The sequence below is a fragment of the Methylobacterium sp. J-078 genome (assembly GCF_022829285.1).
Lineage (GTDB): Bacteria > Pseudomonadota > Alphaproteobacteria > Rhizobiales > Beijerinckiaceae > Methylobacterium.
The window spans coordinates 165,155-189,140 of sequence record NZ_JAKSYI010000132.1; the positions used below are offsets into that span (position 1 = coordinate 165,155).

At 69.4% G+C, this 23,986-nt stretch carries 21 protein-coding genes; 10 read left to right on the forward strand and 11 right to left on the reverse strand.

Features of this window, described 5'->3' with window-relative positions; translation table 11 throughout:
* The first annotated feature begins 128 nt into the window (after positions 1-128).
* Complete coding sequence (locus MKK58_RS23415) at positions 129-1,967, forward strand: acyl-CoA thioesterase (RefSeq protein ID WP_243915348.1); 1,839 nt, start codon at positions 129-131, stop codon at positions 1,965-1,967.
* Between the two features lie 93 nt (positions 1,968-2,060).
* On the forward strand, positions 2,061-2,243 hold the full coding sequence (locus MKK58_RS23420) for a hypothetical protein (protein WP_243915350.1): 183 nt from the start codon (positions 2,061-2,063) through the stop codon (positions 2,241-2,243).
* A 125-nt stretch (positions 2,244-2,368) separates the two neighbouring features.
* Here the strand turns inward: MKK58_RS23420 and MKK58_RS23425 are convergent, their stop codons facing one another.
* Positions 2,369-4,051, reverse strand: a complete 1,683-nt coding sequence (locus tag MKK58_RS23425; protein WP_243915356.1) for an acyl-CoA dehydrogenase family protein — start codon at positions 4,049-4,051, stop codon at positions 2,369-2,371.
* On the opposite strand from MKK58_RS23425, the gene MKK58_RS23430 reads away from it, so the two are divergent.
* Positions 4,050-4,211, forward strand: a complete 162-nt coding sequence (locus MKK58_RS23430) for a hypothetical protein (protein ID WP_243915357.1) — start codon at positions 4,050-4,052, stop codon at positions 4,209-4,211. The two genes, MKK58_RS23425 and MKK58_RS23430, sit on opposite strands and share 2 nt — an antisense overlap.
* Positions 4,212-4,241: 30 nt before the next feature.
* Here MKK58_RS23430 and MKK58_RS23435 read toward each other — a convergent pair whose 3' ends face one another.
* Positions 4,242-5,108, reverse strand: coding sequence for a DMT family transporter (locus MKK58_RS23435; protein ID WP_243915359.1), 867 nt, complete (start codon positions 5,106-5,108; stop codon positions 4,242-4,244).
* A gap of 183 nt (positions 5,109-5,291) precedes the next feature.
* On the opposite strand from MKK58_RS23435, the gene MKK58_RS23440 reads away from it, so the two are divergent.
* Together MKK58_RS23440 and MKK58_RS23445 are read left to right on the forward strand one after the other, a co-directional pair.
* Complete coding sequence (locus MKK58_RS23440; protein WP_243915361.1) at positions 5,292-6,176, forward strand: YihY/virulence factor BrkB family protein; 885 nt, start codon at positions 5,292-5,294, stop codon at positions 6,174-6,176.
* 134 nt (positions 6,177-6,310) lie between these two features.
* Entirely contained in the window at positions 6,311-7,159 is an 849-nt protein-coding gene (locus MKK58_RS23445; RefSeq protein ID WP_243915363.1) for a transglutaminase-like domain-containing protein, read from the forward strand.
* Between the two features lie 232 nt (positions 7,160-7,391).
* Here MKK58_RS23445 and MKK58_RS23450 read toward each other — a convergent pair whose 3' ends face one another.
* Positions 7,392-9,167 (reverse strand): glucan ABC transporter ATP-binding protein/ permease, encoded by a 1,776-nt coding sequence (locus MKK58_RS23450; RefSeq protein ID WP_243915365.1) that lies wholly within the window; start codon positions 9,165-9,167, stop codon positions 7,392-7,394.
* A gap of 249 nt (positions 9,168-9,416) precedes the next feature.
* Here MKK58_RS23450 and MKK58_RS23455 point away from each other — a divergent pair, with 249 nt between their 5' ends.
* The 3 genes from MKK58_RS23455 to MKK58_RS23465 all read left to right on the forward strand — a co-directional run bounded on the left by MKK58_RS23455 (position 9,417) and on the right by MKK58_RS23465 (position 11,990).
* The gene (locus MKK58_RS23455; protein ID WP_243915367.1) at positions 9,417-10,190 is read left to right on the forward strand and encodes a motility protein A; all 774 of its coding nucleotides are present in this window, start codon (positions 9,417-9,419) and stop codon (positions 10,188-10,190) included.
* A gap of 27 nt (positions 10,191-10,217) precedes the next feature.
* Positions 10,218-11,051 (forward strand): flagellar motor protein MotB, encoded by an 834-nt coding sequence (locus tag MKK58_RS23460; protein WP_243915369.1) that lies wholly within the window; start codon positions 10,218-10,220, stop codon positions 11,049-11,051.
* A gap of 336 nt (positions 11,052-11,387) precedes the next feature.
* Entirely contained in the window at positions 11,388-11,990 is a 603-nt protein-coding gene (locus MKK58_RS23465) for a hypothetical protein (RefSeq protein ID WP_243915371.1), read from the forward strand.
* A gap of 76 nt (positions 11,991-12,066) precedes the next feature.
* On the opposite strand, the gene MKK58_RS23470 is transcribed toward MKK58_RS23465, so the two are convergent.
* Both MKK58_RS23470 and MKK58_RS23475 read right to left on the reverse strand, forming a co-directional pair.
* Positions 12,067-12,570 carry a CAP domain-containing protein gene (locus tag MKK58_RS23470; protein WP_409565302.1) on the reverse strand — a complete coding sequence of 168 codons (504 nt, stop codon included), beginning with the start codon at positions 12,568-12,570 and terminating at the stop codon, positions 12,067-12,069.
* 28 nt (positions 12,571-12,598) lie between these two features.
* Complete coding sequence (locus tag MKK58_RS23475) at positions 12,599-15,286, reverse strand: DUF3772 domain-containing protein (RefSeq protein WP_409565303.1); 2,688 nt, start codon at positions 15,284-15,286, stop codon at positions 12,599-12,601.
* A 594-nt stretch (positions 15,287-15,880) separates the two neighbouring features.
* Here MKK58_RS23475 and MKK58_RS23480 point away from each other — a divergent pair.
* A complete protein-coding gene (locus MKK58_RS23480) occupies positions 15,881-16,429 on the forward strand; it encodes an HNH endonuclease (protein WP_243915373.1) in 549 nt (182 codons plus the stop codon).
* A gap of 6 nt (positions 16,430-16,435) precedes the next feature.
* On the opposite strand, the gene MKK58_RS23485 is transcribed toward MKK58_RS23480, so the two are convergent.
* The 4 genes from MKK58_RS23485 to MKK58_RS23500 all read right to left on the reverse strand — a co-directional run bounded on the left by MKK58_RS23485 (position 16,436) and on the right by MKK58_RS23500 (position 19,846).
* Positions 16,436-16,675, reverse strand: coding sequence for a hypothetical protein (locus MKK58_RS23485; RefSeq protein WP_243915375.1), 240 nt, complete (start codon positions 16,673-16,675; stop codon positions 16,436-16,438).
* Between the two features lie 76 nt (positions 16,676-16,751).
* Positions 16,752-17,681 carry an outer membrane protein gene (locus MKK58_RS23490; RefSeq protein WP_243915377.1) on the reverse strand — a complete coding sequence of 310 codons (930 nt, stop codon included), beginning with the start codon at positions 17,679-17,681 and terminating at the stop codon, positions 16,752-16,754.
* Between the two features lie 154 nt (positions 17,682-17,835).
* Positions 17,836-18,699, reverse strand: a complete 864-nt coding sequence (locus tag MKK58_RS23495; RefSeq protein WP_243915379.1) for an outer membrane protein — start codon at positions 18,697-18,699, stop codon at positions 17,836-17,838.
* A 244-nt stretch (positions 18,700-18,943) separates the two neighbouring features.
* A complete protein-coding gene (locus tag MKK58_RS23500; RefSeq protein WP_243915381.1) occupies positions 18,944-19,846 on the reverse strand; it encodes an outer membrane protein in 903 nt (300 codons plus the stop codon).
* Between the two features lie 219 nt (positions 19,847-20,065).
* On the opposite strand from MKK58_RS23500, the gene MKK58_RS23505 reads away from it, so the two are divergent.
* Positions 20,066-20,392 (forward strand): MmcQ/YjbR family DNA-binding protein, encoded by a 327-nt coding sequence (locus tag MKK58_RS23505; protein WP_243915383.1) that lies wholly within the window; start codon positions 20,066-20,068, stop codon positions 20,390-20,392.
* Between the two features lie 6 nt (positions 20,393-20,398).
* Here MKK58_RS23505 and glmM read toward each other — a convergent pair whose 3' ends face one another.
* Positions 20,399-21,742 carry a phosphoglucosamine mutase gene (glmM, locus tag MKK58_RS23510; RefSeq protein WP_243915385.1) on the reverse strand — a complete coding sequence of 448 codons (1,344 nt, stop codon included), beginning with the start codon at positions 21,740-21,742 and terminating at the stop codon, positions 20,399-20,401.
* Between the two features lie 272 nt (positions 21,743-22,014).
* Complete coding sequence (gene ftsH / locus MKK58_RS23515; RefSeq protein ID WP_056350029.1) at positions 22,015-23,931, reverse strand: ATP-dependent zinc metalloprotease FtsH; 1,917 nt, start codon at positions 23,929-23,931, stop codon at positions 22,015-22,017.
* Positions 23,932-23,986: the final 55 nt, after the last annotated feature.

The following is a 23,986-nucleotide window of genomic DNA, read 5'->3' on the forward strand; positions in this document are numbered from 1 at the left end:
GGCGCTCGCCGAGATGCCCGCGTGGTTCTTAAGCCTTGTCTCGAATCGATAAACGCAAGTCTTCGTCCGATCTGAGCGTAGCGACCGCGTCGGAACATGCCATCGGTCCAAAACCTGGGGCGATCACGATGAGAACACCCTTCCTGCGGTCCCTGGTCTGGGCCCCGACCGTCGCGTTGTCCTGGCTCTGGGGGCTGGGTTTCTTCTACGCGATCCACGTCACGCTGACCTACGGCTGGCTGGGATTCGTCGCCTTTGCGGTTCCCAATGCAACGGGCCTGTTCCTGTTCGGATGGGTGCTGAATTCGCCCCGTCGCAATCCCGCCGAGACGATCGCGAACTTCGGCGGGCACTACGCGCTGCTGTTCCTGCTCTGTCAGATCTTCGCCGTATCCCTGACGGTCTTCAGCTTCGTCTCCTGCCTCTGGGCCCCCCTCTTCGGCGCGCATGGGGGCCTCGTCGCCGCGCTCCTGGTCATCGTCGCCTGCGCGCTCGGGCACGCGGCGAGCCTGGGGCAGCTGCGCCTCGTCCACCTCGTCCTCCTGCCGGTCGGCGTGGGGGCGGGGCTCCTCGCGCTCTGGAGCCTGCGGGCCGCGCCCTCCGTGACGCCCCTGCCCTTCGCGGCCTTCGACGCCCGCTTCCTCGGCCTCGTGGTCCCGACCCTCGTGGGCTTCCTGCTCGGGCCCTGGATGGACGTGCAGCAATGGCAGCGCGTGGTCGAGATCCGCCGGGCCGGCGCCTCGTCGGGAATCGCTTACGGCGCCGGCGCCCTGATGTTCCTCGGTCTGCTGACCCTGAACGCGGCGCTCGCCGCGGCGGTGGGGACGGGCCACGCGGTCATCCTGTCCGACGGCCTGCCGGCGGCGCAGGGCGCGGTGGCCTCGGGCATCCGCGCGGCCGGTCTCGACCTCGCTGCCATCGGCTTCACCCTCTGGGCGGTGATCGCGGTGGTGTCGACGATCGACAGCTCCTACGCGGCGACCCGCTGGCTGCTGACCCAGATCACCACCCGCAGCACCGCGCCCCTGATGGCCTTCGTGCCGGAGGGGCTCGTCGCCTCGCCGCTCTGGATCATGCTCGCCGCCGGCGGCATCGCGGCGGCGGCGGTCTCGAACGACCTGCCCCCGATCTACCTCATGATCCCCTTCGCGACGCTCCTCGTGGGAGCGGCTGCCTGCCTCGTCTGCACGGCCTTCGGCTCGAGCCTGCGGCACGACGCTCTGCTGAACCTGATGATCGGACTGGCCGCCGCGATCATCTTCCTGACGGGCTACGTCCTGCCGATTCCGGTCCTGATGGCGCTGGCGCCGCTGATCGGCCTGATCGGTGCTCTGCCGATGGTGCGCGAGCGCCTGGGCGGGCGCGGCGCCGCCCTCCCCAATGCCGTGACCCCGGCGGCGCCCGTCGGCGCGGCGGTGGCGCCCGTGAGCACGGCGGTGGCGGCCGTCATCCCGATGCGGCGCGACGAGGGGAACGTCTCGCACGGCTTCGACGGGGCCTGGTTCGTCCTGCGCATGACGCCGACCTACGACGACACCAACTCGGTCGGGAACATCTACTTCGCGAACTATTTCCGCTGGGTCGGCAAGGCGCGCGAGCTGTTCTTCAACATCTGCGTGCCGCATTTCGACCTCGCCAAGACGGATTACTATATCCTCACCCGCTCGTTCACTCACGATTTCCGCCGCGAAGCACGGGAGTTCGATCCGGTCATGGTCCGGATCCGCGTGGCGGCGCACAACCGCAAGTTCGTCACCCTGGAGCACGAGATCCACAGCGACGCGCACGGGCTCCTCGGCCGGGGCGAGCAATCGCTGATGTTCGTGGATCCGCAGACCTACCGGCCCCTCGACATCCCGCGCGTGGTCCTTGAGGGCTTCTTCCCCTACCTGCCCGAGACCTCCGCTTACGTCGCCAGGCGCCGGGCCGCGGCGGGCGTCGGCCCGGCCCTCGGGGCGGTGGGATAGGCGACGGGATGGAAACAGGGCGCCGCCGGCCGCGTTGACCCGGACCCTGTGCCGAACGAGGCGCTTGCCTAAAGACACGAAGGAGAGCCGCCGATGGCCGATTCCGAGAAGACCCCCCAGACCGACACCATCTCCACCACCGGCGCGCCGGCGCCCAAAGGCTCCGACAAGTCGCGCCCCGAGAATCAGAAGGGCGAACTCGACGCGCGCCTGGACGAAGCCCTGGAGGAGACCTTCCCGTCGAGCGACCCCGTCTCCGTGAAGGTCACGAAGTAGGCCGCAGCCGGCCGTCGGCCGCGCCATGCCGGATGCGAAAAGGGCCGGGGCGATCGATCGCTCCGGCCCTTCGCGTGTCGGTCCTCGACTGTTCGGGGCGGGTCGAACCCCCGCCCCTTCCCGGATCAGGCGGTCTCGAGCAGGCGGCGGGCGATGACCTGGGCCTGGATCTCGGCCGCGCCCTCGAAGATCGAGAGGATGCGGGCGTCGCAGAGCACGCGGCTGACCGCGTATTCCAGTGCGAAGCCGTTGCCGCCGTGGATCTGCAGGGCGTTGTCGGCCGCCGCCCAGGCGACGCGGGCGCCGAGCAGCTTGGCCATGCCGGCCTCGAGGTCGCAGCGCTTGCCCTCGTCCTTCTCGCGCGCCGAGAAGTAGGTGAGCTGGCGGGCGATGTTGATCTCCACCGCCATCATGGCGATCTTGTCGGCGACGCGCGGGAAGTTGATCAGGGCCTTGCCGAACTGCACCCGCTCCTCGGCGTAGCGCAGGCCGAGGTCGAGGGCGTTCTGCGCCACGCCGATGGCGCGGGCCGCCGTCTGGATGCGGGCGGATTCGAAGGTCTGCATGAGCTGGGCAAAGCCCTTGCCCTCGACCTCGCCCAGGAGGTTGGCGGCCGGCACCTCGAAATTGTCGAAGGCGAGCTCGTACTCCTTCATGCCGCGATAGCCGAGGACGTGGATCTCGCCCCCCGACAGGCCGGCGACGGGGAAGGGCTCCGCATCGGTGCCGCGCGGCTTCTCGGCGATGAGGAGCGAGAGGCCCTTGTGGCCCTTCTCCTCGGGCTTGGTACGCACCAGGCAGGTCATGATGTCGGCGCGCACGGGGTGCGTGATCCAGGTCTTGTTGCCCGAGATCCGCCAGGTATCGCCGTCCTTGACGGCCTTGGTGCGGAGGGAGGCGAGGTCCGAGCCGGTATTCGGCTCGGTGAACACGGCGGTGGGGAGCGTGTCGCCCGAGGCGATGCCGGGGAGGAAGCGGTGCTTCTGCTCCTCGGTGCCGCCGCAGAGGATCAGTTCGGCAGCGATCTCCGAGCGGGTGCCGAGCGACCCGACGCCGATATAGGCGCGGGACAGTTCCTCGGAGACCACGCACATGGAGATCTTGGGCAGGCCCATGCCGCCGTACTCTTCCGGGATCGTCAGGCCGAAGACGCCGAGTTCGGCCATCTTCGTCACGATTTCCATGGGGATGTAGGCGTTCTGGCTGTGCCATTCATGGGCGTGCGGCACGACCTCGGCGAGGCCGAAGCGGCGCATCTCGGAGCGGATCGCCTCCATGTCCTCGTCGAGGCCGGACTTGCCGATGGTGGCCGAGCCGCCATTGTCGCGGATGCGGGCGACGAGGGCCGCGCGGTTCTCGGCCGTGTTGCCCTCGGCGATCAGGGTCTCCACCGCGTCGGTGCGGAACTTGGCGACCTCGCGCGCGGCCAAGCCCAGGGAGCCGGTGGGGCGGACCATCTCGCCCTGGCTCATCGGGATGCCGGAGAAGATCTGGTCGAGGTACTCGCCCAGCCCGATCCGCACCAGCAGGCTCTCGGTCTCGCCGAACTCGCCGGACTCGGTCAGGCGCTGCGCGTAGGCGGCGAGTTCCCGCACGCCCTCCGCGTAGGTCGCCGTCCAGGCCAGGCCGTGGGTGGCGTGCTGCTGGGTCTCCATCTTCTCGGCCGAGATCTTGCCCTCGTCCGACAGGACGGTGGCGCGCACCCGGCGGGTCGCCTCGGCCACGAGGCCCTTGGCGGCCTCGGCCGCTTCGCGGGCCAGGGAGAGAAGATCCTGCGGTTCGGTCGAGACGACGGGGGATGCGGACATGGCACACTCGCTGAAAGGAGAAGAGGCTTTGGCGCTCATTATAGGCGGCTTTGCCGGGACTGTAGAGGCATCTCGCCGCAGCGCGGCACTATCCCGCCTGAATGCATTATTCGTCAGCGCGAAAAACCTTGATCTTTCCCAGGCCGGCGGGGTTTGTTGAACTTTATTGAGTGCGGGCGCAAAGAAATAATCACCCCCGGCTCGCGATGGCGACCCCGAGAATCGCGATCGCCATGCCGCCCATCTGCACCGGCTCCAGCGCCTCGCCGAACAGGCCATAGGCCATCAGGGCGGAGACCGGCGGCACCAGGAACAGCAGCGCGGCGACCCCCGCGACCGCTCCGCGCCGGATCAGGGCCAGCAGCAGCAGGATCCCCGCCACGGAGTTCACGAGGATCGACCAGGCGAGGCCGGCCCAGAGGGGCGCCGAGCCGTCGAAGCGCCCCGTGCCCAGAAGGAGCGCCACCGGCACGGCGAGGAGGGCGGCCCCGACGAACTGGATGGCGGCGTTGCTGAGGAGGTCCGCCCCGCCCGCGCGGCTCTTCTGCCAGAGGGTGCCGGCGGTCATCGCCACCATGGCGGCGAGGCAGGCCGCCAGCGCCGGCACGGGGATGCCGGCGGAATCCGGGGCGCCGACTTTCGGGGCCAGCACCAGGAGCGCGCCCGAGAACCCCATTGCGATCCCGAGCCAGCGGCGCCGGCTCACCCGCTCCCCGAGGGCCGGGCCGGCCAGCATCGCGGTCAGGAGCGGTTGCAGGCTGCCCACCAGGGCGGCGATGCCGGCGGGCAGCCCGTGCTGGACCGACCAGAACACGCCGATGACGTAGACGCCCTGCATCATCACGCCCGCGATCCCGGCATGGAGCCAGCCGGCCCGGTCGCGTGGCCAGCGCGCGCCGCGCCAGAGCGCGAGGGCGATCAGGACGAACGCCACGCCGACCACGCGGATCGCCACGAAGGTGAACGCCTCCGCGTGCGGCGCCACGAAGCGCGCCGCGACGAAGCCGGTCGCCCAGATCAGGACGAAGAGACTGGAGACGAGGGCCGGTGCATGCATGGTGGGCGGGAGCCATCACGCCCCGGCGGGGAATTCAACCCTGTTCGGCGACGGTTCCCGGCGCCGGTTCGTCTTGCGGGCGCGCGGGGCGTTGCGCGAAAGGCCCGCGTTGCGTTTAGAAGACACGCCCGAGCCGTTCGGCCCGGATCGCCCGCCCCGAGCCCGAGGACAAGCCCCACCCCCGTGAGCCGAATCCGCAAGCCCTTCGAGATCGCGAGCGTCGCCGCGCAACGCTTCGTCGCCCATGACGGCTGGGCCATCGCCAGCCACATCGCCCTCTCGACCCTCACCGCCCTCTTTCCCTTCCTCATCCTGCTGGCGGCGCTCGCCGGCGTGTTCGGGACGAAATCGCTCGCCGACGAGGCCGGCGTGCTCATCTTCGACGCCTGGCCGCGCGAGGTCGCGAAACCCATCGTGGCCGAGATGCACCGCGTGCTCACCGAGCAGCGCGGCGGCGTGCTCACGGTCGGCGCCGTGCTGGCGCTGTACTTCTCGTCCTCCGGCGTGGAGAGCCTGCGGGTTGGGTTGAACCGCGCCTACGGCCTGCGCGAGGCTCGGCCCTGGTGGCTGACGCGGCTGGAATCCATCGCCTACGTCGTCTGCGGCGCCTTCGCGATGCTGGCCTTCGCGCTCCTGGTGGTGCTCGGGCCGCTGATCTGGCGCAAGGTCATCAACGTGGCGCCGGGGCTGGAGCCCCTGAGCCTCACGGTCGCCATCGGGCGGATCGGCATCACGGCCTTCCTGCTGCTCGCCGTGCTCGTCATCGCCCACAAGTTCGTGGCCACGGGGCGTCGCTCGGTCTGGGCGGTGGTCCCCGGCATCGCGGTGACGTTGCTGCTGTGGTTCCTCGCCGGCCTCGGCTTCGGCTACTACCTCGACCGGTTCTCGAACGCCTACGCCTCCACCTACGGGGGTCTGGCCACCGCGATGGTGTTCCTCGTCTTTCTGTACTGGCTCGCCGCGATGTTCCTGTTCGGCGGCGAGATCAATGGCACCGTCATTGCAGCGCGGCGAGTGCGGCTTCAGGCGCGGATGCAGGAAAAGCAGGCTCGGGCCCGGGGGCTCTGAGCCGGCTGTGCTCCATCCGCGCGCGGCGCCACGCGATGACATCCGTCTGTGACCTTTGCGGCCTAGCCTCCCGGATCGCGCGCGGGCAGTGAGGGGGCCGGCGGTGGCGCGGCGGCCGGCCCGGGGGAGCTTCGATGCGGATCAGGTTTGGGTGCGAGATGGGCTATGATTTCCCGCAGCCTACACCCCTGATCGCCCGGCTCACCTCCTATCAGGCCGGAGGCCTCGCGGCGGTGCCGCCGGACGTGCTCACCCTCGATCCGCCGCAGCCGGTGCGGACGTTCCGCGACGTGTTCGGCAACCGCACCGTGCGCTTCGTGGCCCCCGCCGGAGCGCTGACCCTGAGCGTCCAGGCCGAGATCGAGGATGACGGGGAACTCGACCCCGTGGCGCCGGAGGCGCAGGAGCACCGGGTGGAGGACCTCCCCGAGGAGGCCCTGCCCTTTCTGGTCGCCAGCCGCTACTGCGAATCCGACCTGCTCTCGCGGGACGCCTGGGACCTGTTCGGCCACCTGGAGCCTGGCTGGTCCCGGGTGCAGGCGATCTGCGATTACGTGCACGGGCACATCACGTTCGGCTACGGCTACGCGCACGTGGACCGCACGGCGGCGGATGCCTTCGTGAGCGGGCGCGGTGTCTGCCGGGACTACGCGCACCTGTTCGTGGCCTTCTGCCGGGCCCTCAACATTCCGACGCGCTACTGCACCGGCTATCTCAGCTTCATCGGCGAGCCCGAGCCGCACGCGCCGGGGGATTTCGCCGCCTGGACGGAAGTTTATCTCGGGGGCGCCTGGCGCATGTTCGACCCGCGCAACAACGCCCGCCGCCGGGGCCGCATCCTCGTGGCGCGCGGCCGGGACGCGGCGGACGTGCCGCTGACCCACACCTTCGGCCCCAACCGCCTGACCAAGTTCCGGGTCTGGGCCGAGGATGCGACGGTGCCGGCGGCCGGAGCGATGACGCCGGCCCACGTCGAGGCCTGACCCTCAGGCGCGTTCGCGATTTCGCAGCAAAGATTTACGCGCCGTACTTCACGTCCGGTCCGAAGGCGGTGGGGCGACCGGCTGCCGGCGATCCGCTCGCCGCCGGGCGCCGGGCGATCCTCGCCAAGGCTGCCGCACGGCATCCGGAAACCGGCCCAAGCCCTTCCGAAGCAAACGAAAAAAGCCCTTCCGATCGTCCCGGAAGGGCTTCGTCGTATCCGGGCCTGCCCGCTCAGGCGGCCAGGGGCATCGCGTCCGGTTCGGCGGCGGCCATGAACTGGGCCCGGGCGAGGTCGGCGAAGCGGCCGTTCTGGGCGACGAGGTCGTCGAAGCTGCCCGATTCGACGATCCGGCCCTCGTGGAAGACGAGGATGCGGTCGGCGTTGCGGATCGTCGCGAGGCGGTGGGCGATGACGAAGGTGGTGCGGCCCTCCATCACGGCCTCCAGGGCGCCCTGGAGCTTGCGCTCCGTGGTTGCATCGAGGGCAGAGGTCGCCTCATCGAGGATCAGGACCGGCGGGTTCTTGAGCAGGGCGCGGGCGATGGAGAGGCGCTGGCGCTCGCCGCCGGAGAGCGAGCGGCCGCGCTCGCCGATCACCGTATCGAGGCCGTCGGCCTGGCGCGCCATGAACTCGCTGGCCTGGGCGCGCTCGAGGGCGTCGAGCATCTCGGCATCGGTGGCGTCGGGACGACCGACGAGAAGGTTCTCGCGGATCGAGCGGGCGAACAGCATCGGCTCCTGAAACACCACGCCGATGTTGTGGCGCAAGGAGGAGAGGCCGATGTCGCGGATGTCGGTGCCGTCGATGCGGATGGCGCCGTGATCGGGGTCGAAGGCGCGGTGCAGGAGGCCCAGCGTGGTCGACTTGCCCGAGCCCGTGGTGCCGACCAGCGCGATGGTCTCGCCAGCCTGCGCCGTGAAGGAGACGTCCTCCAGGGCCTTGCGGCGGGCATTGTAGGAGAAGCCGACGCCCTCGAAGGCGACCGCGCCGTCGAAGCGCGCGACCTGCTGGGCGCCCGGACGGTCGTGCACGGCCGGGGCGGTGTCGAGGATCTCGAAATATTCGGCGATCTTGGGCATCTGCTGGAACAGCCCGTTGATGCAGGTGGCGACCTGATCGAGGCGCGAGACCAGCATGGTGGCGAGACTCATGAAGGCCACGACCTCGCCGACGCTGGCCTGGCCGTGCTGGTGCAGGGCGATACCGGTGATGAAGATCGCCGTCATGGTCAGGGTGGCGGAGGCGCGGGTGGCGACGTTGGCGAGCGCCCACCAGGAGAGCACCGGGATCTGCGCGGCGAGCAGGTTGCGGATGATGTCGTGCATCGCCTCCTTCTCCGCCTTGGCGCGGGTGAAGGACTGGATCACGGCGACGTTGCCCAGCGCGTCCGAGGCATGCTCGGCCAGACCCGACTGGTAGGCCTCGACCCGGCCCTGCAGGGTCTCGGTGCGGCGCATGACCATGGTGGTGAGCGCCGTGAAGGCGAGCACGAGCACGACGAGGATCGCGCCGAGCTGCCAGTTCACGAACAGGGTCATGGGCAGGAGCACGATCAGCGACACGAAGGCCACGAAGTGGTCGCGGAAGAAGCCGAGCCAGAGCCAGAACATGCCGTTCGAGCCCTCCAGCATCGCCTTGAGGACGCGGCCGGAATGGTTCGAGGAGTGGAAGGCGAGCGGCAGCTCGAGCACATGCTCGAAATAGTTCGCCATGGCGGCGAGGCGGTTGCGGTGGGCCAGCCGGTCGGCATGCAGCGCGATGGTGACGCCGGCCGCGATCGTGAACAGGCCGAAGGCGACCCAGGCGGCGATCAGGGGCGCCAGCGTGGCGAAGGCGTTGGTGTTGCTCTTCAGGTGCGTGAGCTGGTCGATGATGCGGCCCATCAGCAGCGGCTCGGCGAAGGCCGCCACCGCCAGGGCCACGTTGGCGCAGGCCAGCAGTGCCGCGAGGCGGCGGTCGCCTCCCAGAAGACCCATGACTCGTGCGTAATGACGAACCAACGACATGATACCGTGTGCTCCGTGCCGGATCGGGCCGCTGCGGGGGCGACCCGGAGGCCACCGAATACCCGCCACCAAGCCCTTGGCGTGCCGTGCCTTATGTCCGGCGCTCCCTGAACGGTGCATGACCCGATCGTCGGCCCCTGGCCAGCATTTTTACGGTTCCTTCAGCATGATTCCGTAGGGGTGGGTCCGGCGCCCCGTCCTCGCGGCGCCAACGCGGCATGCGGGCAGCCGCTCAGGCTTCGAGTGATCATGGATCTCGCAACCGGTATCGGCCTCGTCGGCGGCTTCGGCGTCGTCTTCACCCTGATCATGATCGACGGCGGCAACTTCGCCGCCTACTTCGACAAGCACGCGGTGATCGTGATCTTCGGCGGCGCCACCGCCGCCACGATGATGCGCTTTCCTTTCTCGACGATGATGCACGGCCTGCCGATGGGCCTGCGCTACGCCTTCTCGATGCGCGCCATCAAGCCGCGGGAGCTGATCGACGAGATCACCAAGATCGCGGACGTGGTCCGGAAATCCGGCCCGATGGCCCTGGAGAACATGGAGATCTCCGACCCCTTCCTGGCGCAGGGCGCTCGCTACATCGCCGACGGCTACGACCGCGAGTTCATCCGCGACACGATGGAGCGCGACCGCGACAACTTCCTCATGCATCTCGACGAAGGCTCGAAGATCTACCGCGCCTTCGGCGACTGCGCCCCGGCCTGGGGCATGATCGGCACCATCCTCGGCATGGTGACGATGTTCGCCAACATGTCGGACCCCTCCAAGCTCGGCCCCGCCATGGCCACCGCCCTGCTCGCCACCCTCTACGGCGCGCTGATCGCCAACATGATCACCCTGCCGCTGGCCGACAAGCTGCACGTGAAGCTGGAGGAGGAGGATGTCTCCCGCTCGCTCATCATCGACGGCATCCTGCTCATCCGCGACGCCAAGAGCGCCTCGCTGGTGCGCGAGATGCTCATCGCCTACCTGCCGCACAACCACCGCGACGAACTCGTGGCCGAGGCGGCCTGACGCGCATGACCCAGAGAGGCCGCGCGCATGGCTAAGAAGAAGCGCGGCGGCGCGCATGGCGGCCACGGCTGGTTCGTGACCTTCGCCGACCTCATGGCGCTGCTGATGAGCTTCTTCGTCATGATCGCCGCCTACTCGACGCAGGACCAGAAGAAGATGCAGGCGGTGGCCGGCTCCATGCGCGACGCCTTCGGCGTCAACAAGGAGTCGCGCTTCGCCGGCATCATCGAGAAGGACGGCCTCGCCCACGCCGACAAGGTGAAGTACCGGCGCGACATCCCGCCCGAACTGGCCTCCGACCACACCACCCCGCCGGCGGTGGACGGCAACGTCGACGAGGGGATGCCGGACAAGGGCTATCCGGACGGCGCCGGTCTCGCCGCCGCGAGCCTGCGCCAGGCGATGCAGGACATGCCCGAGGTCGCCGAATTGTCGAAGAACATCATCGTGTCGCCCTCGCAGCGCGGCACCGACGTGTCCATCGTCGACCAGGACGGTGCCTCGATGTTCCGCGACGGATCGAGCCGTCCCAACGACCGCACCCGGCGCCTGCTGGAGCGCCTCGCCGGGACCCTGCGCAAGATGCCCAACCGCATCGCCATCACGGGCTACACCGCCACGGAACGCCCGGGCTCGCGCCCCCTCGCCCCGCCCTGGGAACTCTCGGCCAACCGGGCCATCAGCGTGCGCGAGATCCTGGCCGGCAGCGGCGTGCCCGACGACCGCTTCGCCTCCGTCACCGGCAAAGCCGACACGGAGCCGATGTTCCCCGACAACCCCTACCTGCCGGCCAACCGGCGGGTGACGGTGACGCTCCTCAGCGAGCCGGCTCCGACGCCGCGTATGAAGAACTTCCCCTGACGCGCCGGAGCCGCGACGGGTTCGGCAAGCCGAAGGGACCGACTGACGCCAGACGACACGGCGATACCGGCCAGGTGTCGCCGTTCTGCGATCATCGGCAGGGCTTCCGCCGCTCGGAGCCCCTCCCGGTCACGTTGGATCGAAGACATCGTGTCCAGCGGCGGCGAATGCGCTTGGTTCTCGCGAGCACGCAACGGTTCGCGCGTCTGCCGAATGGCTTTCCGAAGGTCCGATGCCGTATGTTCGGGCGCACCGCTATTGCTCCGCAGTCGACGATGTCTTAATCTGGAAAAATACGGGCGCATTGCCGTATTCATCATCAACGACATTGGAAGCATGAGTATTATTCTGACGGCGGGGGCGAACCGCTCCGGCAGTACATGGCTTTACAACGTTGTACGGTTGGGGCTTCCGAGTGTGATCGTGGGATGGGTCGACGATCTGCCATCCTCATCGGACGACCACGACACCCTGGTGAAGCTGCACGAGCCGCACGAGGGCTGGGCGCAGCGCGCGGACATCGTTCTGACATGTCATCGCGATCTGCGCGACGTCTTCGTTTCATTGCGCGGCATGGGGTGGGTGACGGATGCGAAGGCCGTCGAGACTTCGATCGCGGTGCGAAGCAATCATGAGTATTGGAGTTCGCGCGCGACGCTGGATCTGCCGTATGCCAGAATTGTCACTGAGCCTCTCGCCGTCGTGCGCGAGGTGCTGGACGCGATCAATTCGTCTGCGGACGCCGAGGAAATCGCGAGGGCCGTCGAGACGATTCACGTGCCCGCCGCGTCAGGCGCCTTCGATGCGACCACGTTGCTGCATGGCGGGCACCGCCAGAGCGGGGTCGTCGGTCGATACGAGCAGGAGCTCGATCCGGACATCGCCGACGCCATCGTTGCGGCGAACGCAGTCTGGATGGCTGACCACGGCTACCTCTGAACCATGCGGCGTCCGCTCCGATCGAGCGGACGCCGTACGATGCCCGAACCGGTATCCACATCGGCGGCAATGCGCCTTAGCGGGCAACCAGCAGGGCCCAGTAGACCTTGTACTTCGAGCCCGGTGCGTAGGCTGTGGCGATGCCCATGCGCCGGGCATCGGGGGCCAGCAGTGTGGCGTTGTGCGCGGGGCTGTCGCGCCAGCCCGAGAAGGCCTCGGCCAGGGTGTGGTAGCCCGCCGAGAGGTTGGCCTCCGGCCCGGCGAAGCCGAGCCGCTCCACCGCGTTCTTCACGGTCTGGGCCCGGCTCGGCCGGTCGGCGCTGGCCATGGCGGCGGCCTCGGCCTCCGCGAGCTTCTGGAGGTTCGGGTCGAGGGCGAGCGGGGCTAAGCCGCTGCGGGCGCGGTAGGCCGAGATCATGTCGCGGGCGGTGGCGGCGTCGACCTGCGCGCCCTGGGTCGTCATCGGCCAGTACAGGCTCGGCAGGGCGTCGTTGACCGATTCGGGCCGCGCGCAGGCGTTGAGCTGCGCGGCGGCGAGCCCCGTCAGGACGATGCCGCAAACCCGTCCCGTCCCCGACATCCGCCCCACGTCCTTCTCCCGTCGCTCCTCAGCCGCCGGACCTCCGGCGCGCCGCCTCCGCCGAGCGCATGGGCTCGGCCTCGTCGAAGCGCTCCTCGGGGCGTGCCCCGCCCTCGGGCCGCCCGTCGGTGCGCCCCGGCACCGTGAACGCGGTGGCGATCTGGCCCACCGCGCTCTGGAAGCTCTCCAGGCCCTGGACCGTGACCACGCTGGAGCCCGGTCCGAGGGCCGGGATCATTCCGGCTCCAGACAAGGTCTGGAAGACGCTAAGGTTCAAATCGTTCTGCACTTTCAGGCTGAGGCTGACGTCGACGATCATCACGATCAGCTCGAACTCGAGGAAGGGGTCGCCGATCTTGCGGAACACCACTCGGGGCGCCGGTTCCTTGAGCACGTCTGCTTGGGCGGCGGCGCAGCCCATCAGCAGCTCGGCCGCGTGGACCGGGTCCTGGTTGCGCAGGACGCTGACCGTGATGCTGACCCGGCCGGTCCGGTCGCCCCGCACGCGGTTCTTCACGATGCCGGAGATGAGATTCGAGTTCGGCACGATCACGGCCGAACGGTCGAAGGTCTGGATCTCGGTGGAGCGCACCGAGATGCGCTTCACGATGCCCTCGCTGTCGCCGATGAGCACCTGATCGCCGACCCGGATCGGGCGCTCCCAAAGCAGCAGGAGGCCGGAGACGAAATTGTTGACGATGGATTGCAGGCCGAAACCGATACCCACCGAGAGGGCGCCGGCCACGATGGTGAGCTTCTCCAGGCTCAGGCCCAGATACGAGAAGGCCAGCGCCAGGGTGAGCAGGAAGCCGATATAGCCCGCGATGGTCGAGATCGAGTTGCGCAGGCCCGCATCGAGGTCGGTCGCCGGCAGGTAGGTCTGTTCGAGCCAGCGCTGGATCGCCCGCGTCACCGCCATGCCGAGGAGCAGGAGGCCGATGGCGAGCACGATGGTTGAGAGCGAGATGGTGACGTCGCCGACCTTGAAGCCGAAGAAGGCGGTCCGCACCGAGGAGAACACGTCCGTCGAATCGAGGCCCCAGGGCGCCAGCGCCAGGAGGGCCGCGACCATGACGAGGACGACGCGGGTGAAGCCCGTCGCCAGCACGGCGATCTGGTTGATCGAGCGCTTGCGCAGGCCCGTATTGGCCTGCAGCGCCGTGGCGATGCGGGTGTCGTCGCCCAGCGTCCCGCCGATGAAGGTGTCGGCGCTGGAGATCAGCAGGAACAGCAGCACGAACAGGCCCGCCACCCAGACGAGCTGATCGATGAGGAACGCCGCGAAGGCGACGTAGCCGATCAGGGGCGCCACCGCGATGACGATGGCCCCGGCCCAGCCGAGGAGCCGGGCGGGGCCGCCGATGCCCGTGGTCGCCTCCGGCGCCACGTAGGGGCCGAAGCAGGCTTCCTCCTTCTCCGCCGTGTCGGCGAAGCGGTGCAGACCGATGGCCAGGATGAGGGCGGTGGCGAGGGCCCCGATGCCGCGGGTGGCGATGGAGACCGGGAGCGCCGCCGCGATGCCGGAATTGAGGGCTTCGATCGACTTGACCACCGTGATCACGATGGCGATGCCCACCGCCAGCCGCGTCACCCGGGCGGCGGCGGTGTCGTCCATGGTCGCCACCCGCCAGGAGGGCTTGTCGGGCGAGAGCAGCGCGTCGGCCAGCGCCTCCACGAAGGCGATGAAGGCGAGGCCTCCCAGGATGGCGCCCGCCACCGGCAGGAGTCGCAGGGGCAGGAGGTCCGTGGCGTCGAGGGCGTAATAGACCGCGTAGGAGCCGATGAAGGCCGGCACGGTGCCGAGCAGGAACACCCGCCAGGCCGCCAGGAGCTTCTTGCGCCGCGAGGGCGCCACCGCCTTCACGTCGCGCCGGCCCAGGCGGGGTGCGATGTTGCGCCGGCCGAAATACAGGGCGATCGAGATGCCGAAGGCGGCCCCGAGCAGCAGAAGGTTGCCCAGCGTGCCGTTGCGGCCGAACAGGGCCACGGTGTCCTCCACGGCGCTCTGCAGGGCGCGCAGGTCACGGGGCAGGTCGGCGGCGGCCCGCACCCACAGGTCGGGGCTGACGAGGGCGGTGGACCGTTCGAACAGGCCGCGCGTGAAGGCGGCGCGGCGGCGGTTCGAGACCTGATCGACGATCTGGTCGCTCTGCACGAGGAGGGATTTGGCCAGCCGCTGGGTCTCGTCGATCTCCGCCACCGCGTGCTCGCGCTCGGTGCGCTCGCGGGCCACGTCCTCGCCCTCCTCGCCCTCCTTCGGCTTGGGGCCGAGCTGGGTCAGGCGCTCGCGGGCCGCTTCCAGGCGCGGGGAGGTGATGTCGATGACGTGTCGGATCTTGTCGGCGATGGCCTCGATGCCGTCGCGGGCCCGGGTCAGGTCGCCGCTGCCGACGTTCGGGCCGGTGAGGATTTTCTCGCGCTGCTCGAGGTCGGCCTTGGCCGCGTCGAGCTCATCGCGCACGTTCTGGATCTGCTCGGAGACGGCGGGCTTGGGCGCCGCCGGCTTGGCGGCCGGCTTGGCCTCTGCAGGCGCCGGGGTTCCGGCCGGGGCCGGGACTGGTTTGGCCGGTGCCGTCGGGACGGCGGTTGCCCCCTGCCCGGCCGCGCCGCCGGGGGCCAGCACCGCCGGAGCCAGGGCAAGGGCACCGAACCAGGCGGCGGCCAAAGCCGCCCTCCGGATGCCGCCGAACCTCTGGCCTCTCGGGATAACGCCCATGTCGATCCTTTCGCGCCGCGCGTGCCGCGCGTGCCGCGCGGTTCCGGCGCAGCCCCGCGCCGCGCCGTGTCGGGCCGCTGACGACCCGCCCGTCCGGACCGCGCCAGCAAGAACTGCGCGCGGTCGGGCGGGGCGGGGAGCGGCCGGGGCCCGCCCCTTCGCCGAGCAATGGGGCGAAAGGCTGACGGCGCGGGAAATCGGGCGCGCCAACGGCCAGCCCCTGCCCTGTGGGCGCGACGTCGGGGATGGGGCGGGCGACCTTCACAAGCGTGTCACGCTGATATTAGACTAAGTCCCGATGGATCTGGCCTTTTCGTTCCCGTGCGAGGAGGTGGCGACGACCATCCGCGCCGATGAGCGTCGCCACGAATCGGGCGTTTTCGCCCGATGCGACGGCTTTTGGCCAATGCCGGTCCGATCCGCGCCGCGCCGCAGGGCGGGTGTCCGGCCCTCCCCGCATCCTCGTGAGCCCGCCTGCCACGCGCCGCGACGCCCCGGGATGCGGAGATTTCTGATCTTTCACCAACCGGGGACGATGCGCCGGCCAAACCCTGCGCGTTGTCCCTTCGTCGACCCGTCGAGAGGGTAGCGCCGATGCTGGATCTCCAAACGCTCGTCCTGAATGCGGATTACCGGCCGCTCTCGTACAATCCGCTCTCGCTCTGGTCCTGGAAGGACGCCTTCACCGCGCTGTTCCTCGACCGCGTCACCCTGGTGGCCAGCTACGACGTCGAGGCGCGCTCGCCCTCCCGCTCCCTGCGCGTCCCCAGCGTGGTCGCCCTGAAGAGCTACGTGACCCTGGCGCGCAGCCCGGCCTTCACGCGCTACAACATCTACCTGCGCGACACCTTCTCCTGCCAGTATTGCGGCCTGCGCCTGCCCTCGGGCGGCCTGACCTTCGACCACGTGGTGCCCCGCTCGCGCGGCGGCCAGTCGAGCTGGGAGAACGTGGTCGCGGCCTGCTCGCCCTGCAACCTGCGCAAGGCCAACCGCACCCCGGCGGAGGCGGACATGCCCCTCCTCAACGAACCGCACCGGCCGACCCGGCACGAACTGCACCGCCGCCAGCCGGAATTCGACCACCGCGAGTATCACCACACCTGGCTCGACTACCTGTACTGGGACACCGAGCTGGAGAGCTGATCCGGATCAGGGTCCGGAAAAGCGCGGCGGCGGCTCGTTGTAGAGGGGCAGTGCGAGGGAGCGCGGCGCCAGGAGGGCCGGCGCGGCGAGGACGGGCCGCAGCGGTGGCGGGGGGATGTAGGCTGGATCGCGATAGGCGACCTCCGGGGGCAGGTAGGGCCCACGCCGGGGATAGCCGGGCTCACCGCCCGCCAGGGCGGGCGCGGCCAGCGCGACGGCGCTGCCGAGGAGGACGAGACGAAGCATGAAGGGCCTCCGGGCGGCGCATCCGCCGCGTGGCGCGAGTCTAGGCGCGGACCTGCGAGCGGGGACTTAACGCCGCTCAGAATTTCAGGGCGGCGCCGCCGCGCACGGTGTTCAGGTTCACCTTGTGCCCGTCGAAATCGTTGAACTGGACGTACTGATATTCTCCGCGCAGGAGAATGTTCTGCGTGACGGCGAATTCGAGACCAGCCCCGAGGGCGAGGCCGCCGACCGTCTTCACGGTCGTCTTGCCGATGGTGTAGGGCGCGTTCGGAACCGTCTGGGTCTCCCCGGCCGGCGACGAGCGAGGGCCTGGATACTGTGGGTTGAAGCTGGCGTAATCATGCCGGTTGACGTAGGCCGGCGTGGTTGCGGTCAGGTTGGACGCGTAGGTCTTCGAATCGTAGCCGTAGTTCTGGATCGCGACCGTATCGGTGACCTCGGCGCGTCCGATCGCAAGGCCCGCCGTGACGAAGGGCAGGAACCGCCCGAACGCCCAGCCGCCGCGGGCGCGGATGGTACCGTAATCCTCGATCTTCGTCGCCGAGATCCCCGCGAGGTTGACGACCTCCGTCATGCCGCCTGTGGTCGTCATGATCCGGCTGATGCTGTCGCCGGCCCGGCCGCCACGATCGTATCGCGTGTAGTCCGCCTCGATGCCGACCACCGCCTCGTCGAACTGGTAGTTGAAGCCAGCGAACGCGCCGTAGCTCGATCCCTCGACGCGCGCCGATGGGGTGGTGAGAAGCGACGAAACGCTGAACTGGCTCTCGATGTCGCGCGCCCGGAACTCCGTGGCGAGCATCCGCTGGAACACGTTGGTCTGGTTGAGCGAGGCGGAGGTGTAGCCCCCGTGCCCGCCGACATAGATGCCGTTCCAGTCGATGACCTGGACCTCGGGCTCGTAGTCCGGCCCCCGCAGGACGCCGTAATCGAGGTCCGCGCCGAGGGCGGGGGCGGACACGCCGAGGGTGAAACCGGCCAGGAGCGCGAGGGTCGCGGTACGCATCGTTGTCGTCCTCACGGCGTCAGACCGAGGGTTCGGGTGCTGAGCCTGTGCTTTGGTTTTACTTGAGTAACCTTAACGGTCCGTTTCGCTGGCCGGCGGGCGATCCTCTTCGAACCGGGACGCGCGGCGCGCGCCCCGGGCTCGGCGCTCGGGCCTACTCGTAGGGGTTCCGGTTCCAGCGCGGGAGCGACAGGTCCGCCAAGGGGGCGGACAGGGAGCCGGGTCCGCCGGCGAAGCTGTAGCGCAGGCCGACGCGGACCTCGTGCGAGGCCAAGTCCTTCAGGCGCGAGGCGGCGCCGTAGGCGTCCTCCCCCGTCTTGGCGCGGCCGAGATCGACGTAGCGGTAGCTCGTGTCGAGGCTCAGGCCGTGGCCGATGTCGTACGAGACGCCCCCGGTCAGCGCCCAGGCCAGCGAGGTGACGGAGCGGCTGGGGCGGCGCGCGGCGTCGCGGATGCCCGGGGGATTCCCGTCGCAGATGTCGGTCAGGCAGGTCGTCTGCGTGTAGGCCTTGGTGAAGCCCTTGTCGGCGAAGCCCACGCCGGCGCCGAGATAGGGGGTCAGCCCCCACCAGGTCCCGAGATCCGCGTAGACGGTCACGAGTCCGGTCAACACGTCGAGCTTGCCGGCCTCGATGTTGTAGCCGTCCACGTAGCGGGAGCCCGAGGAATAGGCGCTGTAGCGGGACCCGAGGCGCTGATCGACGGTGGCGTCGACGCGCAGCCAGTTGTTGAGGCGATAGCCGACGCCGCCCCCGTAGCCCGGCACCGTGTCGAGGTGCATCCGCTCGAGCGGGGTCAGGGGTGTGCCGTCGGCCGGCGGCCGGGTCGCGTCGCGCGGGCGCGCGTAATCGCTGACCGTGGCATCCACCCGGAGATACCAGCCCTCCCCGATCGCCACGGGGGCCACCGCCGGCGGTGGCGGTGGCAGCAGGTCGGCCGCGCGCGCGGCGCCGTGCAAGGCTGTTCCGGCCAGGAGACACGCGAAGACCGTGACGGGTAAGGAATACGACGCGGCCATGACGCCCTCATACGCAAGACAACTTAAGGCAGGCCACGCAATGCTTGGCGGCGTGACGCATGCCTGAGTGCTATACTGCGCTGTAAACGTTAGGGACGGCTTAAGGCTAATGCCGCGTTGCCGTTTTGGGTCCGCCGGAGGGTCGTTCGAAGCTCGGCGTTGGCGCGGGTGCCTGAACGCGAACGGGGGCGCGGATCCCGTGGATCCGCACCCCCGCCCCGTCTCGCCGCCCGGGGGCGGCCGATCAGTACTTGCGCACCAGGGGCGCCGGCTCGCGGTACTCAGCCACCGGGGCGATCACGCCGCCGCCGAGCAGCCAGCGCATGCCGATGCGCACGTCGTGCGAGGTGATGTCCTTGACCTTGTAGACGGCGCCGCCGCAATCCGGGTCGTTGATGCAGGTCACCGGGTTTGTGCCGACGTGGCCGAGGTTGAGGTAGCGGTAGCCGACTTCGAGCTTGAGGTTCGGGGTCACGCTGTAGCCGAGGCCGGCCATGGCGGCCCAGGCGAAGGTGTTGGTGTTCTTGTCCTTGGCGTAGCCGTAGCCGCCCGTGGCGGCGCCGTAACCTGAGTCGCTGAAGCCGCTGAGGCGATGGAAGGCCGTGCCGACGCCGCCACCGATGAAGGGCGTGACGCCGTACCAGGTGCCGAGGTCGAAGTAGCCGTTCGCCATCACCACGATGGACGACAGGCTGGCGCCGTAGGCGTTCACGCCCTTGCAGTCGTAGGCGTCGTGCTGACCCTCTTCGTTGTGGGTCTTGCTGAAGCAGGTGCTGTTGAAGCTGTCCTGGAACTTGAGCTTGGTGCCGCCGCGGTACTCCGCGGTCACGTCGCCGTGGAAGTAGCTGCCGAACTGGTAGCCGACGCCGCCGCCGGCGAAGAAGCTGTCGCTGACCGACTTCTGGTCGTAGCGGTAGCCGTCGGGCAGGTATCCGTGCGGAACGACCGTCGAGATCTTGTCGATGCTGGTGGCACCGACGCCGACATCGCCGCGCAGGTACCAGCCGCCGCCGATCTCGACGGGCGGCGGGAGGGGTTCGGGGGGCAGCGGGGGCAGCAGATCCGCCGCTTGGGCGAGGCAGGGCGCTGCCACGCTCGCAACGAGCGTGATCGAGCGCGCCAAGGCGGAAAGCTTGGTGCGGCGCATCGGATGTCCTTGTGGTGACCTTGAGCCGGAAGCGCGAAACACCGGCGGGATGACCAGGACACTCTGCGGGACAACGGTTAAGTCGGGTTTAACGTTAAATCTTATCCTTGCGGAACCGTTACGGCCGCGCCGTCGCGATGGTCCGGTCCCGGCGCGGCCGGTATTCGGAGCGGCCGGACCCGGTTGGGATCGGGGCCGCCGGGCGATAAGGTCCTGGCGATGAATCCCGACGACGTTCGACGCCTCGCCGCGTCCTTCCCCGAAGTCACCGAGGGCGCCCATAGCGGCCATCCCGACTTCCGGGTCGGCGGCCGCATCTTCGCGACGCTCTGGGTCGAGGAGGCGCGCGTGGTCCTGCGCCTCAGCCCGGCGGACCAGGCCGCGTGGATCGCGGCCGAGCCCGAGCTGTTCGAACCCCTCGACGGGGCCTGGGGCCGGCGCGGATGGACGAGCCTCAGCCTGTGGGAGGCCGGGGCGGAGACCGTGACGGCGGTGCTGCTCGCCGCCTGGCGGGGCGTGGTCCCGCAGGTCTACGACCGGATCTGAGCGGGCTCAGGCGGCCGCGCGGGTCACGGCGTCCACCACCTCGTCCACGACTTCGAGGACGAGGCCCCGATCGTCGCCCTCGGCCATCACGCGGATCACCGTCTCGGTGCCGGACGGCCGGATGACGAGGCGGCCGGCATTGCCCAGGCGCTCGCGGGCATGCGCGATGGCGGTAACGACGGAATCGGCCCGCAGGGGCTCGCCGGAGCGGTAGCGCACGTTCTTGAGGATCTGCGGCAGGGGCTCGAAGCAGTGGCAGACCGCGCTCACCGGGCGCTCCTGGCGCTTGACCACGCTGAGGAGTTGCAGGGCCGCCACGAGGCCGTCGCCGGTGGTCGCGTAGTCCGACATGATGATGTGGCCGGACTGCTCGCCGCCGAGGTTGAAGCCGTGCTCGCGCATGTGCTCGAGCACGTAGCGGTCCCCCACCGCCGTGCGGGCGAGGGTGAGGCCGATGCCGCCGAGGTAGCGCTCCAGGCCGAGGTTGGACATGATGGTCGCCACCAGCCCCGGCTGGGTCAGGCGATCGTCCTCCTTCCAGGAGCGGGCGATCACCGCCATGAGCTGGTCGCCGTCCACCGACTGGCCCTTCTCGTCGACGATGAGCACCCGGTCGGCGTCGCCGTCGAGGGCGATGCCGATATCGGCGCGCAGCTCGCGCACCTTGGCGGCGAGCGCCGCCGGGGCGGTGGAGCCGACGTCGCGGTTGATGTTGAAGCCGTCCGGCTCGACGCCGATGGCGATGACCTCGGCGCCCAGTTCCCACAGGGTCTCGGGCGCCACCCGGTAGGCGGCGCCGTTGGCGCAATCCACCACGATGCGCAGGCCGTCCAGGGTGAGGTTGCGGGGCAGCGAGCGCTTGGCGAACTCGATGTAGCGGGCGTGCACGCTCTCGATCCGCTTGGCCCGGCCGAGATCCCGCGAGCCCGCGAGGCGCTTGTGCAGTTCGCCGTCGATCAGGGCCTCGATCTCGCGCTCGACGTCGTCGTTCAGCTTGAAGCCGTCCGGGCCGAACAGCTTGATGCCGTTGTCCTCGAAGGGGTTGTGCGAGGCCGAGATCATCACGCCGATATCGGCGCGCATGGAGCGGGTCAGCATCGCCACCGCCGGAGTCGGCATCGGGCCGAGCTGAAGCACGTCCATCCCCACCGAGGTGAAGCCGGCGATCAACGCCGTCTCGATCATGTAGCCTGAGAGCCGGGTATCCTTGCCGATCACCACGCGGTGGCGATGGTCGCCGCGCTGGAACACGAGGCCCGCTGCCTGGCCGACCTTGAGGGCGAGTTCCGGCGTGATGACGCCGTTGGCCCGACCCCGGATGCCGTCCGTTCCGAAATACTTGCGCGACATGCTCTTCGCGTCCCCTCTTCTGTTCGCGGTGTAGGGAGCTTCAGTCCGTCTCACGACGCTCGTCCTGGCTGGCCTCGTCCGGTCTGATCCGGCGGGACCAGCGTCGTACCAGGGCCTGAAGATCCGGTTGCGGGAATGCGCGCGAGTCGCGCGGATCGCCACGAACCCGCCGCAGCGTTACCGGAGCCTTGATACGAACGAGCCCGCCGGCGGCGGGCTCGTGACGTCGGGTGAGCGGGTGGCACCTGATCGGCCAGGGACCTGACTGGTCGTCAGGCTTGCGGCTGGGGCTCCAGGCCGTCGCTGCCGCGGGGGCGGCCACGGCCGGCGGAGGGCACCGAGGAGCCCCGCAGGGTGGTGGGGCCGTCCCCGGAATCGCGGATCGGAGGCTTGCCGGCGATGAGGTTCTTGATCTCGTCGCCCGACAGGGTCTCGTATTCCAAGAGGCCCTGAGCCAGCGCCTCGAGATCGTCCTTGTGCTCGCCGAGGATGCGCCGGGCTTCCTCGAGCCCGGTCTCGACGAGGCGGCGAACCTCCGCGTCGATCTTCTGGGCGGTGGCCTCCGAGACCGTCTGCTGACGGCCCATGGACATGCCGAGGAAGACCTCGTCGTTGTTCTCGCCGTAGGCCACGGTGCCGAGCTCGGGCGAGAAGCCCCAGCGGGTCACCATCATGCGGGCGAGACGCGTGGCCTGCTCGATGTCGGACTGGGCGCCCGAGGTCACCTTGTCGGCGCCGAAGGTCATCTCCTCGGCGATGCGGCCGCCCATCATGATGGCGAGGCGCGAGGTCATCTGCTCGAAGGACATCGAGAGCTTGTCGCGCTCGGGCAGCTGCATGACCATGCCCAGCGCCCGGCCGCGCGGGATGATCGTCGCCTTGTGGACGGGATCGGTGGCCGGCACGTTGAAGGCGACGATGGCGTGACCGCCCTCGTGGTAGGCGGTGAGGCGCTTCTCGTCCTCGGTCATGACCAGGGTGCGCCGCTCGGCACCCATCATCACCTTGTCCTTGGCGTCCTCGAACTCGTGCATCGTGACGATGCGCTTGCCGCGACGGGCCGCTAGCAGGGCCGACTCGTTGACGAGGTTCATCAGGTCGGCGCCCGAGAAGCCCGGGGTGCCGCGCGCGATCACCTTGAGGTCGACGTCCGGCGCCAGGGGCACCTTGCGGACGTGGACGCGCAGGATGCGCTCGCGGCCGACGACGTCGGGGTTCGGCACCATGATCTGGCGGTCGAAGCGGCCCGGACGCAGCAGGGCGGGGTCGAGCACGTCGGGACGGTTGGTGGCCGCGATGATGATCACGCCCTCGTTGGCCTCGAACCCGTCCATCTCCACGAGGAGCTGGTTCAGGGTCTGCTCGCGCTCGTCGTTGCCGCCGCCCAAACCGGCGCCGCGATGGCGGCCGACCGCGTCGATCTCGTCGATGAAGATGATGCAGGGCGCGTTCTTCTTGGCCTGCTCGAACATGTCGCGGACACGCGACGCGCCGACGCCGACGAACATCTCGACGAAGTCCGAACCGGAGATCGTGAAGAACGGCACGTTAGCCTCGCCCGCGACCGCCCGGGCGATGAGGGTCTTACCCGTGCCGGGGGGGCCGACGAGGAGCACGCCGCGCGGGATGCGCCCGCCCAGGCGCTGGAACTTCTGCGGGTCGCGGAGGAATTCCACGATCTCCTGGAGGTCCTCCTTGGCTTCCTCGACGCCGGCGACGTCGTCGAAGCTCACGCGGCCGGAGGCCTCGGTGAGGAGCTTGGCCTTAGACTTGCCGAAGCCCATGGCACGGCCTGCCCCCGACTGCATCTGGCGGGACAGGAAGATCCAGGCGCCGATGAACACGAGGATCGGCAGCCAGCTGACGAGCAGCTGGATGAACCACGGCGTGTTGTCCGAGGGCGGACGCGCGGTGATCTGCACGCCCTTGCTCTGGAGCTTCGACACGAGGCTCGGATCGTTGGGGGCGTAGGAGGTAAAGTTGCCGCCGCCCACATAGGTGCCGCTGACGTCCTGCCCGGAGATCACCACCGTCTGGATCTTGCCGGAATCGGCATCGTTCAGAAGCTGGCTGTAGGCGATCTCGGAGCCGCCACCGCGATGACCCGGGTTCTGGAACAGGGTCACGAGGGCGAGCACGAGCAGGAAGATGACGACCCACAAGGCGAAGTTGCGGAAATTCGGGTTCATCGATCAATCCCTGGAGGCGCCTGGGCCCGCCGCGCGAAATGGGGCGGGTCGATCC

Coding starts and splice junctions, on each gene's coding strand:
- MKK58_RS23500 (WP_243915381.1), bottom strand. CDS start 19,846: ATGCGCCGCACCAAGCTTTCCGCCTTGGCGCGCTCGATCACGCTCGTT.
- ftsH (WP_056350029.1), bottom strand. CDS start 23,931: ATGAACCCGAATTTCCGCAACTTCGCCTTGTGGGTCGTCATCTTCCTG.
- glmM (WP_243915385.1), bottom strand. CDS start 21,742: ATGTCGCGCAAGTATTTCGGAACGGACGGCATCCGGGGTCGGGCCAAC.
- MKK58_RS23455 (WP_243915367.1), top strand. CDS start 9,417: ATGGATCTCGCAACCGGTATCGGCCTCGTCGGCGGCTTCGGCGTCGTC.
- MKK58_RS23415 (WP_243915348.1), top strand. CDS start 129: ATGAGAACACCCTTCCTGCGGTCCCTGGTCTGGGCCCCGACCGTCGCG.
- MKK58_RS23425 (WP_243915356.1), bottom strand. CDS start 4,051: ATGTCCGCATCCCCCGTCGTCTCGACCGAACCGCAGGATCTTCTCTCC.
- MKK58_RS23460 (WP_243915369.1), top strand. CDS start 10,218: ATGGCTAAGAAGAAGCGCGGCGGCGCGCATGGCGGCCACGGCTGGTTC.
- MKK58_RS23445 (WP_243915363.1), top strand. CDS start 6,311: ATGCGGATCAGGTTTGGGTGCGAGATGGGCTATGATTTCCCGCAGCCT.
- MKK58_RS23420 (WP_243915350.1), top strand. CDS start 2,061: ATGGCCGATTCCGAGAAGACCCCCCAGACCGACACCATCTCCACCACC.
- MKK58_RS23480 (WP_243915373.1), top strand. CDS start 15,881: ATGCTGGATCTCCAAACGCTCGTCCTGAATGCGGATTACCGGCCGCTC.
- MKK58_RS23475 (WP_409565303.1), bottom strand. CDS start 15,286: ATGGGCGTTATCCCGAGAGGCCAGAGGTTCGGCGGCATCCGGAGGGCG.
- MKK58_RS23505 (WP_243915383.1), top strand. CDS start 20,066: ATGAATCCCGACGACGTTCGACGCCTCGCCGCGTCCTTCCCCGAAGTC.
- MKK58_RS23430 (WP_243915357.1), top strand. CDS start 4,050: ATGGCACACTCGCTGAAAGGAGAAGAGGCTTTGGCGCTCATTATAGGC.
- MKK58_RS23490 (WP_243915377.1), bottom strand. CDS start 17,681: ATGCGTACCGCGACCCTCGCGCTCCTGGCCGGTTTCACCCTCGGCGTG.
- MKK58_RS23450 (WP_243915365.1), bottom strand. CDS start 9,167: ATGTCGTTGGTTCGTCATTACGCACGAGTCATGGGTCTTCTGGGAGGC.
- MKK58_RS23495 (WP_243915379.1), bottom strand. CDS start 18,699: ATGGCCGCGTCGTATTCCTTACCCGTCACGGTCTTCGCGTGTCTCCTG.
- MKK58_RS23465 (WP_243915371.1), top strand. CDS start 11,388: ATGAGTATTATTCTGACGGCGGGGGCGAACCGCTCCGGCAGTACATGG.
- MKK58_RS23485 (WP_243915375.1), bottom strand. CDS start 16,675: ATGCTTCGTCTCGTCCTCCTCGGCAGCGCCGTCGCGCTGGCCGCGCCC.
- MKK58_RS23435 (WP_243915359.1), bottom strand. CDS start 5,108: ATGCATGCACCGGCCCTCGTCTCCAGTCTCTTCGTCCTGATCTGGGCG.
- MKK58_RS23470 (WP_409565302.1), bottom strand. CDS start 12,570: ATGTCGGGGACGGGACGGGTTTGCGGCATCGTCCTGACGGGGCTCGCC.